At 66.6% G+C, this 15,666-nt stretch carries 14 protein-coding genes; 13 read left to right on the top strand and 1 reads right to left on the bottom strand.

All coding sequences use genetic code 11. The features are described 5' to 3' along the window. Positions 1 to 469 precede the first annotated feature (469 nt). From CKO23_RS21565 to CKO23_RS21545, 5 genes are all read left to right on the top strand, one after another. A complete protein-coding gene (locus CKO23_RS21565) occupies positions 470 to 1,987 on the top strand; it encodes an ATP-binding protein (RefSeq protein WP_200334926.1) in 1,518 nt (505 codons plus the stop codon). A 288-nt stretch (positions 1,988 to 2,275) separates the two neighbouring features. Further along, a complete protein-coding gene (locus CKO23_RS21560; RefSeq protein WP_200334924.1) occupies positions 2,276 to 2,536 on the top strand; it encodes an AbrB/MazE/SpoVT family DNA-binding domain-containing protein in 261 nt (86 codons plus the stop codon). Then, a complete protein-coding gene (locus CKO23_RS21555; protein WP_200334922.1) occupies positions 2,523 to 2,969 on the top strand; it encodes a type II toxin-antitoxin system VapC family toxin in 447 nt (148 codons plus the stop codon). The genes CKO23_RS21560 and CKO23_RS21555 overlap by 14 nt, the downstream gene beginning before the upstream one ends. A 448-nt stretch (positions 2,970 to 3,417) precedes the next feature. Next, positions 3,418 to 3,711: a hypothetical protein gene (locus CKO23_RS21550; RefSeq protein ID WP_200334920.1), complete on the top strand. Its 294-nt coding sequence runs from the start codon at positions 3,418 to 3,420 to the stop codon at positions 3,709 to 3,711. Between the two features lie 184 nt (positions 3,712 to 3,895). Continuing rightward, on the top strand, positions 3,896 to 4,192 hold the full coding sequence (locus CKO23_RS21545; RefSeq protein ID WP_200334918.1) for a PepSY domain-containing protein: 297 nt from the start codon (positions 3,896 to 3,898) through the stop codon (positions 4,190 to 4,192). Between the two features lie 334 nt (positions 4,193 to 4,526). Here the strand turns inward: CKO23_RS21545 and CKO23_RS26790 are convergent, their stop codons facing one another. Then, positions 4,527 to 4,709, bottom strand: coding sequence for an addiction module protein (locus CKO23_RS26790; RefSeq protein WP_369408010.1), 183 nt, complete (start codon positions 4,707 to 4,709; stop codon positions 4,527 to 4,529). A 467-nt stretch (positions 4,710 to 5,176) separates the two neighbouring features. Between CKO23_RS26790 and CKO23_RS21535 the strand changes: the two genes are divergently transcribed. From CKO23_RS21535 to CKO23_RS21500, 8 genes are all read left to right on the top strand, one after another. Continuing rightward, on the top strand, positions 5,177 to 5,461 hold the full coding sequence (locus CKO23_RS21535; protein ID WP_200334914.1) for a PqqD family peptide modification chaperone: 285 nt from the start codon (positions 5,177 to 5,179) through the stop codon (positions 5,459 to 5,461). Further along, positions 5,458 to 6,585 (top strand): ATP-grasp domain-containing protein, encoded by a 1,128-nt coding sequence (locus CKO23_RS21530; protein ID WP_200334912.1) that lies wholly within the window; start codon positions 5,458 to 5,460, stop codon positions 6,583 to 6,585. The genes CKO23_RS21535 and CKO23_RS21530 overlap by 4 nt, the downstream gene beginning before the upstream one ends. 49 nt (positions 6,586 to 6,634) lie before the next feature. Next, positions 6,635 to 8,101 (top strand): alanine racemase, encoded by a 1,467-nt coding sequence (locus CKO23_RS21525; RefSeq protein ID WP_200334910.1) that lies wholly within the window; start codon positions 6,635 to 6,637, stop codon positions 8,099 to 8,101. Position 8,102: 1 nt separating this feature from the next. Then, complete coding sequence (locus CKO23_RS21520; protein ID WP_200334908.1) at positions 8,103 to 10,271, top strand: urea transporter; 2,169 nt, start codon at positions 8,103 to 8,105, stop codon at positions 10,269 to 10,271. Continuing rightward, positions 10,268 to 12,094 carry an ATP-binding protein gene (locus CKO23_RS21515; protein ID WP_200334906.1) on the top strand — a complete coding sequence of 609 codons (1,827 nt, stop codon included), beginning with the start codon at positions 10,268 to 10,270 and terminating at the stop codon, positions 12,092 to 12,094. Before CKO23_RS21520 ends, CKO23_RS21515 begins: the two co-directional genes overlap by 4 nt. 1 nt (position 12,095) lies before the next feature. Beyond that, entirely contained in the window at positions 12,096 to 12,782 is a 687-nt protein-coding gene (locus tag CKO23_RS21510) for a response regulator (RefSeq protein ID WP_200334904.1), read from the top strand. A 154-nt stretch (positions 12,783 to 12,936) separates the two neighbouring features. After that, positions 12,937 to 15,000 (top strand): Lcl domain-containing protein, encoded by a 2,064-nt coding sequence (locus tag CKO23_RS21505; protein ID WP_200334902.1) that lies wholly within the window; start codon positions 12,937 to 12,939, stop codon positions 14,998 to 15,000. Positions 15,001 to 15,355: 355 nt separating this feature from the next. Continuing rightward, positions 15,356 to 15,666: hypothetical protein (locus CKO23_RS21500; protein ID WP_200334900.1), on the top strand; the 311-nt coding region annotated here is incomplete at its 3' end.

Genomic DNA, 15,666 nt, shown 5'->3' with positions numbered 1-15,666 from the left:
ATCAGATCGAGATGTGGTTCTCGATCCTGGCGCGCAAAGTCCTGCGCCGTGGCAACTTCACCTCCATCGACGACCTTCAGAAACGCATCAGCGATTTCATCGACTTCTTCAATCGCACGTTGGCCAAGCCCTTCCGCTGGACCTATGAGGGAAAGCCGCTCGCAGCATGAATGATTAAACAGTCTCGGGATTTCCACTCTGTTGCACTAGAAAGTTGAATTGACGACGCTGAATGGGCGACGTTGCACTGGCTCGGCGGCACGCGGCCGGCTGCTTTGGTCGAGAAGATACGCGGCGAGCTTGGGAAAACCGGGGGGGGATTGAGAGGAAACTGTGAGCGTCGATGCGAGGGGTCGTTCGAGCGGTCTCAATCTGCAATCCTGCGCTCCGGGACAACTTCTGCGCCCGGAACAACTTCTGCGCCCGGAACAACTTCTGAACCTGGAACAACTAGGAGGTACTCGAATCGATGCGCATCGGTCTTACGACGAAGCTCCTGCTCATGCTCGGCGTCACCAGCCTCGTCTCCGTGTTGGCCATGGCGCTCGCGGCCCGCTGGAGCTTCCAGCACGGCTTTCTCGACTACCTGGGTCAGCAGGAGCTGACGCGTATCGCCCCCCTGCGCGAGGCGCTACTGCCGATTTATGCCCGCAGCGACTCCTGGGAGTATTTCGAGCGCAATCCCGCTGCCTGGCCGCGTTTCGTCGATGACACCCTCCAGCCGGATGGCGCGCGGCCCCCCGGGCCGCCTCCTGGGGCGCCGGATGAGCCCGGTGAGGAATCGCCCCCAGGTCCGCACGCGCAGGGCGCCCAGGCACCGCACGAGCTGGGGCCGCCGCGTCGTCCGCCGGGTCCCGGTCCGGGGCGGCCCCCAATGCCCGCGCCGCGTGAACTCTTGGGTCTGCGAGTCCACCTGCTCGACGCCCAGGGCCACCAGGTGGCCGGCGTGTCGCCGATTGCGCAAGAGCCCTTCCGCCTGCCGATCGAGTCGGACGGGGCCGTGATCGGCTGGCTGCTGCTGTCGCCCCCGCAGTGGTTCGAGGACAATCTCGCCCAGCGTTTCAACAGTCAGCACAACCGCTCGCTGGCCTGGATCTCCGTCGGCGTGCTCGCCCTGGCGCTCCTGGTCGGCTGGGTGTTCGGCGAGGGGCTCCTGCGGCGCATCCGCAACCTGGCGCGCGGGTCGCGTCAGCTGGCCGGCGGGGACTTCGACACCCGCATCGTCGACCACGGCCACGACGAGCTGAGCGCCCTGTCCGAGGACTTCAATCGCCTGGCCGCGACCTTGGAGCGCAACGAGGAACTCAGGCGCCGCGGCATGGCCGATGTGTCCCACGAGCTGCGCACCCCGGTTGCCGTGGCACGCGCCGAGCTGGACGCCCTCATCGACGGCATCCGGCCCTGCACCAAGGCGAATCTGGAGCAGCTCCAGGGCCGCCTAATCGCGCTGGTGCGGTTGCTGGACGACCTCTACGACCTGGCCCTGTCGGACGCGGGCGCGCTGGCCTATCGCTTCTCGCCGCTGGATTTGGGCGAGACCGTCCAGGCGGCGGTCTCTCAGATGGAGGGCGCCTTCGCGCGCCAAGGCATCGCGCTGCGTCTGGAGTGCGACGACGCGCTGCCGATGGACGGGGATCGCGGACGCCTGCGCCAGGTGCTGGACAACCTGCTCGGCAACAGCCTGCGCTACACCGATTCCGGCGGCGTCACGCGGGTCGTGGCGAGCCGCGCGGGAGCCTGGATTCGGGTGAGCGTGGAGGACACCGCCCCCGGCGTCGCGCCCGAGGCGCTGGAGCGCCTGTTCGACCGCTTCTACCGCGTCGAGACCTCGCGCTCACGCGCCAAGGGCGGCGCCGGGCTCGGCCTGGCGATCTGCCGCAACATCGTCGAGGCCCATCACGGCAGCATCCAGGCCAGGGCCGCGGACGCCGGGGGCCTGGCGATCGATATTCGTCTGCCGGCTGATCGACCGGGCATCACCCCGTAGTGATTCGGTGTCGATCCGTTGCGCCCATCCACCGCGTCCGCATCCAGGATGAGGGTGCGCACCAGCGTCGCGACTCGGTCGATACGCCTCCCGTTCGGGCCGATGAGCTGCGATGGTGAAGCGAACGCCCAAGCCAGGGATGGTTGCTCTCCTCCCGCGATCGTGCGCGGGAGACGATGCGCGCCGGCGAGTGTCGCCGGGTGGGTATTCGGCCCGATGGCGTTGTAGACGGCGGACATGCATGTTATCTCTGTAATCTCTCTTACCGAGTAAGACATCGAGATTGCCATGCCTACCGTCACCGTTTCCGACAAGGGCCAAGTCGTCATCCCCGCTGTCATCCGCCGCCGGCTCGGCCTTGTGCCTGGCAGCAAGCTGGACTTCGAGCTAGAAGGCGACAGCATCCGGGTACGCCCGCTGAAGTCGATACCGCCGTCCCACGCCGAGGACGGCTACGGCATGCTGCGTTGCGACCTGCCGGGCAAGCGCCGCTTGGCGGACTTCGACGTGGCCGAGGCGATGCGGGCCGAGGCAGATGATCGCCCTTGATGCCAACATCCTCGCCCGCTTCTATGTCGACGACCCGGGCGATCCGGAGGCCGCCAAGCAGCGCCCCGTCGCGCGAGCGATCATGACGGACAGCCCCAGCCTGTTCGTACCCCTGACCGTGGTGCTGGAGCTGGAATGGGTCCTGCGGGCCTTCTACCGCTTCGAGGCCGCACAGATCGTCCGCGTCCTCGAGCACCTGCTCGGACTGGGTCACGTCAATACCGAGGAGTCCGAGCGCATCGCCGCCGCCCTGCCGCTCACCGCCGAGGGCATGGACTTCGCCGATGCCCTGCATCTGGCCGGTAGCCACCACTGCGAGGCCCTCTACACCTTCGATGACCGGCGCTTCGCCCGCCGCGCCCGACGGCTCGGCTGTGCGCCGCCGGTGCGGGTGCCGACGGATGAGCCCCCGACCACGCCCGACACGCCCTGAACAGGATCGAGAACATGGACCGCACCGTCCAAGAACGCCTGCTCGGCAGGATCGTCGAGCACGTTCAGGAGCGGGTTGCGAGCGGCTGCATGCCCGACCGGGTCCATCTGACGCACCCCCGATCCGCGCCTGCTGTCCGTGCGTCATGGGCGCGTCGATGTCGGTCCGCTCGCGCGTAGAGGTGGCTTCACCCGGCGGGTGAGGTGACGGAAGTCTTATATCTTCATTGCGGTCAAGGCGTTGCATAAAGCACGCAGCGGTCAACTGCCGGATCGAGGCTGAAGGGCCATTGGCCCCATCGCGCGCGGGATGGCCGACGCCGCACGGTTCGCTGTCCACCTGACACCGAACGCCGTGGCAGCCTCACGATGCGCTCACGATTCCCTCAAGGCGACGCCTCAGTCGGGTCTTAGACTGGAGCCACCTTAACGAAATCGGAGAGTCTCAGATGCGGAAGAATCGAACCAACGCCATGATTGCACTGTTTGTCCTGCTGCTCGCCGGCCTGGCGACGACCGCGTGCGCCAGGCCCGGCCCCGGCGACGGTCCCGGCGACCGCGGGGGCCGACGCGGTCCGCCGCCCGAGGCGATCGCGGCTTGCGATGGCAAGAGCGCACAGGATTCATGCAGTTTCACCGGTCGCCACGACGACACCATCACGGGCACCTGCAGCACACTTGCGGACAGCGATCAGCTGGCCTGTGAGCCGGAGGGCGGCCCCCCGCAGCGCGGCGGCCGCTGATCGGCTCGCCGGCACCATTCCCCCCCCTCGGGCAGGGACGCCCGACCTGAATCGCTAACCTCCGGCCAGCGATTCCGCTCCCGTCGGCGGGGTCACCCCGTGACTCTAATTTTCAGCTAAGTTTTGGCGAGTAGGCTCTGGGCTACGCGACGATCCGCGTGAACCTAGAGACGGAGTGATACGCATGAAACGCCATATCCCAATCCTCTTTCTGGCCCTGGTCTCCGCCGCCGGTACTGCCGTTGCCGGCGAATCAGTGAGCAATGCCCTGGCAAGCGGCGACGCCAACATCAGTCTCACTGAGGCGATCAGCGCCGCGGAGCAGCATGTCGGCGGACGGGCTGCCTTTGCCGAGTATGAACAGGCAAAAGACCAGTGGGTGTATGAAGTCTTCGTACTGAAGGACAAGACTGTCATGGAGGTGATGGTCGACCCAGCGAGCGGTGCGGTCATCTCCGCCGCCGAGGCGAGCGACGACTAAGCGCGGGTTTTGCGGCGCCGGGGTCCACCAGCCCCGGCGCGACGGAGACCCTCTGGCCAAACGGCCTATTCAGCCGGCCAAGAGACTCTCCCGACGGGTGCTGTTGTTCAAGTACCCCGAGGGAGGCCCACCCCTCTCCCTCATGAAGAATGACCATTTAGCACTCGATGTGCTCGGCGATGTCCGTCGTCAACCTCCACTCCCAAGTCACGGACAGTGCTCTCGATTTTGCGATGCCCGAGAAGCAGCTCGTAGCCGAGGCCGGGTCTTTCAGTGTTGTAGAAATCCACGGCGGTCGCGAATTCGCGTTCCGCGCAGGACAGGACACGAACCTTCACCGCGTGTTGATCCGCGCGAACATGGCTTCCGCTGAATCGGCAGACAAGCGCCCCGCTTCGTACGCATCGATGCGCGACTCCGCCTCGGCTTTCCAAGCATCGGCGACACGACTGTCCTCCGGTGGATCGAAGCTGCGCAGCAGTTCGTCGATCAGTTCGGCCCGCTCTATCGGCGACACTAACGCGATCACCCAGGTACGCAACGGCGATGGTTTCCTGACCAGTTGAGAGGCGGCGGCTTTGCCTCCGAGGCCGGACTGCCGTCAGGATTCTTGCGGAGACAGGTACAGGCGAAGGTCAAGTGACGGTTTCCGGCGGCTTCAATGTCTGCTCATGCGACACGACGTTCAGTCGGGTGGCCTGGCTCAGTGGCTGATCTGGGTCCGGAACGGACCCTTCCACCGCCTCTCAACCGGTGTCGTGGTGCAGGAAGAAGGGCAGGGAGTCGGGTGAGCGAATCCTAGAATTTCGCCTCCCTGACTGCCCGGAGGAGGATGCCTGGAGTTCGTCGCGGTAGCCTGTTCGCCTCAAAGTGTCCTTGAAATGGCACCTCTCCTCACAATTCCCCCCAGGTCTCTCCCACCTCGCGCCCAGATCGTCTTCCACCATGCGCTGGAACTGACCACCAGCCGAACAGAAGGCCGATATGAGCGATCCAGCCACCATTGCCCCCCGAGACCGATCCGACGCCTCTCCACCGCCGCGCATCGGCGATCTGGTCTTGAGCGACGACGGCCATGCCTTTGACCGCAGGACGGGCCGCAGCTTCTGCGTCAACCCGACCGGTCGACTTGTCCTGGAACTGACCCAGGCCGGACGTCCGGGGCCGGAGGTGATCGGCGAACTCGCCGCACGCTACGCCCAGCACCCGGCGGTGGCGGCCGCCGCGCTGGAGACCTTCTACAGCCAGATTCGGAGGTACTTGTCATGATCGCGCGCATCGGAGCCTCACCCTGGTCCCAGTGGAACCTCGCCGTCACGGGCATCAACGCGAGCCCGGAGAACCCCGGGCCGGGCTGCGCGGTCGCGCGCTGCCTCAGTGAGGCGAGCGGCTTTCGCGGGCGCGTGCTTGGCCTCGGCTACGAGACCCTCGACGCCGGGCTCTATCAGCCGGACGACTGCGCCGGCGGCTACCTCTTGCCCTATCCCGCCAGCGGCAGCGAGGCCTTGTTGGAGCGGCTCGACGACATTCTGAGTCGCGAGCGCATCGACGCCATCATTCCGAGCCTGGATGCCGAGCTGCCCAACTTCATCGACCTGGAGCCGACCCTGGCCAGGCGGGGGGTGCGCATGCTGCTTCCCAGTCGGGCCCAACTGCGCTGCCGCGACAAGGACCGGCTGCCGGCGCTGTGCGCCCAGGCCGGGGTGGCGACGCCACGGGTGCGGCCGATCAGCGACCTGCGCTTCTTCGAGCGCTGCACCAGACCCGAGGAGGGCGGTTGGACCTGGCCATTGGTGGTCAAGGGCGTGTTCTACGACGCCTTCGTGGTGCACGACCCGGAGGAGGCCGCCGAGCGCTTTCGCCAGATCGCCGACGCCTGGGGCTACCCGGTGCTGGTGCAGGAGCACGTCGCCGGGGAGGAGGTGAACCTGACCGCCCTGGGCGACGGCAGCGGGGCCTTGATCGGGCCGGTGATGATGCGCAAGCAGGCCGTCACCGAGAAGGGCAAGGCATGGGCCGGGGTGGCCATCGACGACAGCGATCTGCTCGCCGCCGGGGAGCGCCTGATGCGGACGCTGGCCTGGCGCGGCCCTCTGGAGCTGGAGCTGCTGCGCGACGCCGCCGGCACCCTGCATCTGATCGAGATCAATCCGCGCTTCCCGGCCTGGGTCTACCTCTCCCACGGGGTTGGCCGCAACCTGCCGGCCGCCCTGCTGGCCCTGCTGCACGGGACCGCCGCCGCGGATCTGCCGCTGGCCGAGCCGCGCCCCGGGGTCACCTTTATCCGTCACGCCCGCGATCTGATCGTGGAGATGGACGACCTGGTGAGCGTGACCATGACGGGTGCCACCCAGCGCCAACCCGCGCAATCGCGCCACCGGCTGAGTGCCTGATCCGGCTCACTGTCCTGCCGCCACTCCACGATCGTCGAGGACCATCGACATGCACGCAAACGATTGGGAAGCTCCCAGCATCCGCCCCCTGGAATTCAACCGACTCAACAAGTTCGGCCAGCGCCGGGCAGGCCCCGAGACTCAGGATGCCATCGACGGAGTCGCCGTCGAGGACCTGGCGGAACGCTTCGGCTCGCCGCTGTTCGTCACCTCCGAGGACCGACTGCGGTCCAATGTCAGGCGGCTGCGCCAGGCCTTCGTCGCGCGCGGGGTGGACCCCATCCACGGCTGGTCCTACAAGACCAACTACAACGCCGCCGTATGCAGTGTCCTGCATCAGGAGGGGTCCTGGGCCGAGGTCGTGTCGCGCTTCGAGTACGAGAAGGCGCGCCGCCTGGGCGTACCCGGCGAGCGGATTCTGTTCAACGGGCCGCACAAGCCGCGGGCCATCCTGGAGCGCGCCCTGGCCGAGGGCGCGCACCTGCACGTGGATCACTTCGACGAGTTGGCGACCATCGAGGACATCGCCCGTCACCGAGGAACCCCGGCGGCGGTGGCGCTGCGCCTGAACTTCGACACCGGTTTCACCGAGACCTGGAGCCGCTTCGGCTTCAACCTGGAGTCCGGCCAGGCCCGGGAGGCCATCGCCCGGGTCAGGGCCAGCCCCCACCTCGAGCTGGTGGGGCTGCACAACCATATCGGCACCTTCATCCTCGACCCCCGCGCCTACGCGGTCCAGGTCAAGACCCTGTGCGACCTGATGCAGGAGGTGGAGGCCGACGGCCAGACGCGTCTGAGCTACCTGGACATCGGCGGCGGCCTGCCCTCGCGCAATGCCTTGCAAGGGACCTATCTGCCGCCGGACCAGGCGGTCCCGGACCTGGAGGACTATGCCGAGGCCATCTGCACGGCCTTTCGCGCGGGCACGGCCTACCGGCTGGCGCAGGGCGAGGAGCGCCCGCGGCTGATCCTGGAGAGCGGGCGCGCGGTGGTGGACGACGCCCAGGTGCTGATTGCCTCCGTGGTCGGCCGCAAGCAACTGCCGGACGGGAATCCGGCGGTCATCCTCGATGCCGGCGTCAATCTGCTGTTCACCGCCTTCTGGTACAACCATCAGGTCCGCCTGGCCTCCCCGCCGCGGGGCGAGCCGCGCGCCACGGCGCTCTACGGTCCCCTGTGCATGAACATCGACGTGGTGCGCAGCGCGGTCCAACTGCCGCCCCTGGCGCCTGGCGACCGGTTGGTGATCTCCCCGGTTGGGGCTTACAACACGACACAGTGGCTGCAGTTCATCGAATACCGCCCGGCGGTGGTCATGGTCCACGGGGACCGGGAGGTCAGCGTGATCCGCGGCGCCGAGGACCTCGACACCCTGTGTGCCCATGAGCATCTGCCGGACCGCCTGCGCTGCGCCTGGTCCGACGAGACAGGCCTGATCGGGGATGTGACTGGAGCCCAGCACGACACGGCGCGGCTGCACCCGGTCGAGCCGATCGGGCCGCGGGCGGTGTGCTGACATGGCAGGCTCAAGCGCGCCCTGGGGCGTCGCCAGGCGGCTGCTGATCGCCTACGGGGCGCTGTTCCTGGCCCCGGGGCCGGGGGCCGGGATCTTGGTCCTGGCCGCGACACTGATGGTTCCGGGCGTCGGGCTGCTCGGCCTGACGGCAGGCCTGGCCGCGCTCGGCGCGCGCGCCCTGCTGCGCCTGCCGGCCCTGGCAGGGGAGGCGGAGGTGCTGAATGCCATCTACGTTGGGCTGGTGCTGGGTGCCCTGCACGGCGGCGATGGGCGATTGCTCGTCTTGGCCGCCCTGGGCGGGGCCTTGGTCGTGGTCCTGGCCTCGGCCTTGGGACCCTTGCTGCGACAGATGCGGGAACTGCCCCTGTTGGGGGCGCCCTTCCTGTGCGCGGCCTGGACCCTGTTGTCGGCGGCCAAGGCACTCGGCATCCCAATGCAGGCTTGGGCCACGGCCCTGTCGGCCCCGGACTGGCTGGGAACACCGCTCGCGAGCGCCCTGAGCACCCTGGGTGCCCTGTTCTATGTCGCCAATCCGGTGTCGGGGATGCTGGTGCTGGCGGCGGTACTGCTCGTGTCTCCCGTGCTGGGGGCGCTGGCCCTCGCCGGGGGCGGCCTGGCTTGGGGCCTGGTCGCGGTCGGTGGGGATGCGACCGGAGGCGCATTGCCCATGCTGGCCGCCTTCAACGGCGCCCTGACGGCCCTGATCCTCGGCTCCCAGACGAACCTGGGGCGACGCGGCCTGGCCGTGACGGCGGCAGGCGTCGTCGCCGCGACCGCCTTCTCGGCCGCCTTGCTCTGGACCCTCTGGCCCCTGGGCCTGCCGCCGCTCTCGGCACCCTTCCTGCTGGCGACCTGGCTGATGAGCGCCGCCCTGCGCCCGGAACGCAGCGCCTTCTGGGCGCGCCAATGGCTCCCGTTCCCCGCCCGCCCGGAGGAGGGCTTGAGCCTTCGACGTCTGCAACAGGCGCGTGGTGTCGACCCCGCCAGTGTCGCCCTGCGTCCGCCCTTCGTCGGGCGCATGGAGGTCTCGCAGTCGATGGACGGCGCCCACACCCACCGCGGACCCTGGCGCTACGCCCTGGACTTCGTGCGCACCGAACGGGGTCTGAGCTTCCGCAGTCAGGGTGCCGCGCTCACCGATTACCATGCCTTCGACCTGCCAGTCGTCTCACCGGCCTGGGGGACCGTGCTCGCCTGCCGCAACGATGTCCCCGACCATGCCCCCGGTGAGATCAACGTCCGGGACAACTGGGGCAATCACGTCCTGATCGGGATCGGTGGCGGCGATTGCGTCCTGCTCGCCCACCTGCGCCAGGGCAGCGTCCTGGTGCTCCCTGGGCAGCAGGTCATGCCGGGCGTGCCCGTCGCGCGCCTTGGCAACTCCGGGCGTTCGACGCAACCCCACCTGCACCTGCACGTCCAGCGGGGCGACTGGCTCGGGGCGCCGACCCGTCCCTTTCACCTCGCTGGCTTCGTGGGCGACGACGGGCGCCTGGTCCTGGACGGCACCCCGCCGCGGGGCGCGGTCGTCACCAACCCGACGCCCAATGCGGGTCTGACCCAGGCGCTGCGACTGGCACCCGGACGGCAGTGGCGGTTCGCCGTGCCTGGGGGCGACTGGACATTGGCCGTCATGGTCGGGCTCTACGGCGAGACCGAGCTGGTCTCCAACCGGGGGGGCCGTATCCTGGCCAGCCACAACGACCTGCTGTTCTCCCTCTACCAGCGTGGCGGTGCCACGGACCCGACGCTGGATGCCTTCGTCCTTGCCTTTGGCCTCACCCCCCTGACCGAACAGGGGCATGGCTGGGACGACGCCCCCTCGGCCGGCGTGCTGGGGCTTGGCGTCCGGGACCGGCTGCGGGTCCGGCTAGGGTCGCCATTGGGCGGCAACCTGGTTAGCCACTATGAGCGCCACTGGGACGGGAAGCTCGGTCTCTGGGTCCAAAGGGGCCAGCATCGGATCGCCGCGCTCGGCGGTGCCATCCGCGCCGAGAGCGTCGGCTTGCTGAGCGAGACGGAGGGTCCCGTGGGCTTTCGGCTGGCCGTGCCCGGTCGCGAGGACATCGGGGCTGGGCTTGTGGGTGTGGGTAACCAGGGCGATCATGGCATCCCCGCCTGGTCGGTGGACCTGATCCCAGCAACAACGCGAGCCGAAACGATCTTATGATTCGTCTCACCATCCAGCGTAAGGTCTTCCTCGCCACCTTTGCCCAGGCTCTGATCCTGGCGGGACTGCTGCTGGGTCTGACCCGCTGGAACCTGGAACAAGGCTTCAACCGTTACGTGGCCGAGACCGAGATCGCCCGGCTCGACTGGCTGCTCGCGCGGATCGAGGACGCCTATGCCGGGCAGCGTGGCTGGGGCTTTCTCGATGACAGTGACCTGCCCTGGGGGGGCGCCTTCGACCCATCCGGACCGCTGCAGAACTGGCCCCCACCGCCCCCGGAAGATGGGCCGCCCTGGACCCAGGATCTGCCCTCTGAGCAAACAGGGCGCAGCGCGGAACCTCGATCTGATGCCAACCGGATCGGGGGTGAGGATCGCCCCGCGGGCGGCGCGCTTCAGACACTACCGGACGGTCTCCGCGAGGAGCAGCTAGGGCGCTCGCCCCGGGCTGAGGATCCGCCATCCGACCAGCCAAGTCCAAGCGATGAGTCGCGGCCCGACAGCAACCAGTTCTCGGGCGAGGATCGGCCTTCGGAAGACGCGGGGCAGCCACCATCGGACAGCCTCCGCGAGGCCCAGTCCGGGCGCCCGCCGTTCCACCAAGACCCGCGGGCGTTTGCCGGCCCGGGGCGCTTCGATGGTCACCAACCACCGCCCTTCGGTCGCAACCCGCCATTCGGACCGCCAGTGCTTGGACCTGGTGGCGGACCTGGTGGCGGCCCCGGTGATCTGCTGGAGCTGGGACCACGGCTGTCCATCCGCGACGCCGCCGGAGCGATCCTTTACGGCAACCGGGTCGGGGACGGCCCCTCGGCGAGCCGGCCGATCCAATTCCAGGGCGAGACGGTCGGGACCCTGAACCTGCTCGCGCCGACCACAGGGGCGGCGCAGGGCGCTGCTTTCCTGGCCTCCCAGACCCGTGACCTCTGGCTCTCCGCGCTGGCGGCGCTGGCCCTGTCACTCATCGCGGCCGCGCTGCTCGCCCGTCAACTCCTTGGGCCTATCAAGGCCCTGGCGAGAGGGACGCGGGAGATCGCCGAGGGTCGTCAGTCCCAACCGATCGTCGTGCCCGGATCGGATGAACTCAGCGCCTTAGCGGCCGACTTCAACGCCATGGCGGACATGCTGGCGCGCACCGAAGAGGCCCGCCGAGGCTGGGTGGCGGACAGCTCCCATGAGTTGCGCACCCCCATCGCCGTGCTGCGCGCCGAGATCGAGGCGATGCAGGACGGGGTGCGCAGCGCCGATGAGCGGACCCTGGCCCGCCTGCTCAAGCGTGTGATGCAGATGGGCCAATTGGTCGACGACCTGCGGCAAACCCTGGATCGGGACAGCGCGGAGTTCGATCTGCACCTCACCCCCCTGGAGCCCCTGGAGCTCCTGCGCGAAACCCTGGAGGATTTCCGTCCACGCCTGACCGAGGCCGACCTGGCCCTGGATACCAGCGGCCTGCCCCAGATCGATCCGGGCTGGCGTATCCGCGCCGACGCCGAGCGCTTGCAGCAGGTCTTCGGCAACCTGATCGAGAACACCCTGCGTTACACCCGGAGTGGGGGGCGGCTGCGCGTGGCGGCGAGCGCGGGGGGAGGGCGCCTGCGGCTGCAGTTCGACGACACACCCCCCGCACCCCCGGAACAGGCCCTGGGCCGCCTGTTCGAACGCTTCTATCGGGCCGAGCCCTCGCGCAGCCGCCTCTATGGCGGCTCCGGTCTGGGCCTCGCCATTTGCAAGACCCTGGTGACCGGTCATGGAGGAGCGATGACGGCCGCGCGCTCGGACCTCGGCGGCCTGTGCATCCGCATCGAACTACCCCTGGAGCCATGACATGGATCAGACCAAGATCCTGCTGATCGAGGACGAGCCGGACTTGGCGGAGGTCCTGCTGGATTACCTGCTACGCGACGGCTTCGATGCCGCGGTCGAGGCAGACGGGGTCGAGGGCCTGGCCCACATCCGCCGCTCGCCCCCGGACCTGTTGCTGCTGGACCTGATGCTGCCCGGACTGGATGGCCTGAGCATCCTGCGCGAGGTACGCAAGACCTCGGACCTCCCGGTGATCATGGTCACCGCCCGGGTCGAGGAGATCGACCGCCTGCTCGGCCTGGAGCTGGGCGCCGACGACTACGTCTGCAAGCCCTACTCGCCCCGCGAGGTGGTGGCACGGGTCAAGACCGTGCTGCGCCGCTTGAGACCCCGGGACCAAGGAGCGGCGGACGCGATCCAGGCCCCGCTCGTCGAGATCGACGCCGAACGCTGGCAGGCGCGTTTCATGGGCCTGAGCCTGGCCCTGACGCCGAAGGAATTCCTGCTCTTGCAGGCCCTGGTCAGCAGACCCGGACGGGTCTTCTCGCGGGCAAACCTGCTGGATCTGATCGCCGAGGGCAATCTGGACGTGAGCGAGCGGGCGGTGGACAGCCACATGAAAAACCTGCGCAAGAAGCTGTCCCGGGTCGAACCCGAGCGTGAGATCGTTCGATCGGTCTACGGTGTGGGGTTCGTGTTCGACGGCTAGCGAGGCGATGGCGGACCTTCCCGCCCTGCATCGCCTCACAGTTTCCTTCATTTGTTCCCGTGATTTTCTCAATCTCCTCTCGTATCGTGTTCTCCAGCGGAGGGAGCAACCGCAATCACCGCGGCGTTGCCCCACATCAACGGAGGAGTTTTCCATGACCCAAAAGACACTCTCGATCACTGTAGTGAGTCTGTCGCTCATCGGCAGCACACTGGTCGGGATCGACAGCTTTGCGAGGGATGCTGATAGAGGCAACCGAGATGGTGCCAGCACGACCTTGTACCCTTACCAGTCGGCAATCCGTTTCGGCTACAAGGACATCGATGGCAATGGCGCTCTGTCGTTGGAGGAGTTCTCCGCCGCCACTGACCGTGACGTCCCGGACGGCCAGGATGAGGATGTCCGCGAGGCGTGCATGGAAGGGATTTTGGGCTATGCGCTGCCGGATCGCCCGGATTCCGCCACGGCCTTCTACGCGGCCGACACCAATGACGATGGCTCGCTGGACCGGATTGAATTCCAGGTCGCCGGTGAGCTGCATGACGAGGCGCGCTTCGCCGAGATCGACGCCGACGCCGACGGCAGGATCAGCGTCTATGACAGGCTGGCCGACGAGGCGAAGCGGCAGCAACGCCAGCAAGCCCGCATGATCTGTCTAGCCGAGCAGCTGAATCTGGAGGACGATACGGAGACGACGCTGAAGTACCCCATCGTCGATACGAATCAGGGCACCTGCTACGACAATAGCGACCTCATCGACTGTCCCGCCGAAGGGAGCGCCTTTTACGGTCAGGATGCGCAATACACAGGCGCCGTGCCCAGCTACACGGACAACGTGAACGGCACCGTGACCGACAACGTCACGGGTCTGGTCTGGACACAGGAGATCTCGAGCTATGCCATGCCGTGGTCCGATGCATCCGGTTACTGCGCATCGCTTGAGATCGGCAATATCACCAACTGGCGCCTGCCAAGTTTAAAAGAGCTCTGGTCGATTCGAGACTTCTCAACGGGTTGGCCATGGGTGGATACCGACTATTTCCATCTTGTCGGTGATGGTTCATCGCTTTCGCAGCATCATTCATGGACGAGCAATCTTTATCTGGTCGAAAGCGAGTTTCAGAACGAGCAGGTGCAAGGTGATCCCGCATGGATCGTCAACGACTGGACCGGACACATCAAAGCGATGAGCGGTAGCCGATTCGTACGCTGTGTCAGCGGTGATGAGTACGGCATCAACGACTTTGTGGACAACGGTGATGGCACCGTAACCGATCATGCGACCGGTCTGATGTGGATGCAGGATGATAACGGCGAGGCAGTAAACTGGGAAGCTGCATTGGCTTATGCTAAAAATGCCACGATTGCCGGCTATGACGATTGGCGCCTACCCAATGCGAAGGAGATACAGAGTATTGCCGATTACTCCGGTGTCTTCCCGGCTATCGATACAAGCGTATTCAATCTTTCTAAGCTCACGAATATAAAGGGTCAAACCGATTATCCGTTCTACTGGACAAGCACATCGAATCCAGTACAGGGTGAGGATGAGGAAATCACGGATGGCGGAAAGATTTATGCCTGGGTTCTAGCCTTTGGCTATAACACGGACATGGACGGCTACGATTTGCATGGTGCAGGCTCGGTTGTCTTTGACACCAAGGCAGAAGCCGTCTCCGATGGTTCGGGTATCGAAGTCTTTTACCACCATGTCCGTCTCGTGCGCGGTGGTGGTGTGACCGAAACGCCGAATGGTGATCCAAGGACCTATCGTGGTGATGACGAGACGCGCATCGTCGTCTTCAAGGACGGTGACACGGGTGGCGCCGGAGGCGGGGCTCAAGATGGGCGGCCTGACTTTGCCGCTGCCGCGGAACAACTCGGCGTCACGGAAGAAGCCCTGATCGCCGCCTTGGGCGACCCTGGTCAGTCCGAACCGGACTATGAAGCGGCAGCCGCCGCGCTGGGCGTCACGGTGGAGGCATTGCAGGCCGCACTAGCCGTCGATGCAGATGCCACAGAAGGTGGAACGGGCAACGCGCAGCCAGACATGGCGGCTGTCGCGGCGCAATTGGGCGTCACGCAAGAGGCGCTGATCGCCGCCTTGGGCGAACCTGGTCAGGGTGAGCCGGACTATGAGGCGGCAGCCGCCGCGCTGGGCGTTACGGTGGAGGCATTGCAGGCCGCATTGATGGAAAACAGCGCGCCAGCCGAGTAACGGCGCGAGGCCAGGGGTGGCTACTTGGCCCGAAGCGGGGATCTGGCCCCGCTTCGGGCCTTTCCATTTCGATCGGGAAACGACACGCGACTGGCGAGACCGGCACAGGTTTCCTGTCGCGGCTTCCATCGCCGGCAGCCAACGCTGATCGATGGGGCCATGCTATTCGATGGGGCCATTTTTGCCGCAACCTGAAGGCTCTCGATGCATCCTCACATTTACCTCGCATTTCGCCCCTAAGGTTCGATCGTCGGTCGCCGATAAGGAATCTGCAATCAATGACGGGCGCGCGTGAAGCCGCGCGTTTCATCGGATTGCGAAGCCCTTTGCCTTTGGCGCAGTCTTGGAGAGAACAATGATCAACTCGATCAGCAGCAATCTTGCTTCGGTGATGCAACAAGCTCCGAGGATGGACAAGTCGCAGTCGCTGTCTGAGGCGCAGCAACAGACCATGAAGGACACCTTGGCAAACTTCGATGCCGACAACCTCAGCGCGTCCGATGCCACCTCCATCGTCGATGCCTTCAATGAAGCGGGCATCCAACCGGGTGCTGCCATGGAGTCGGCGATGGAGGATCTCGGGTTCGATGCGAAAGCGGTGGGCGAGAAGGCTGGCGTTGAGCAATCTAGACCGATGGGGCCGCTGCCGGGTGGAGGGGGGCAGGG

The sequence above is a fragment of the Thiocystis violacea genome (assembly GCF_016583565.1).
Taxonomy (GTDB): domain Bacteria; phylum Pseudomonadota; class Gammaproteobacteria; order Chromatiales; family Chromatiaceae; genus Thiorhodococcus; species Thiorhodococcus violaceus_A.
Note: the sequence above shows the minus strand (reverse complement) of the source record. Positions and strands in the feature narration are given on the sequence as shown.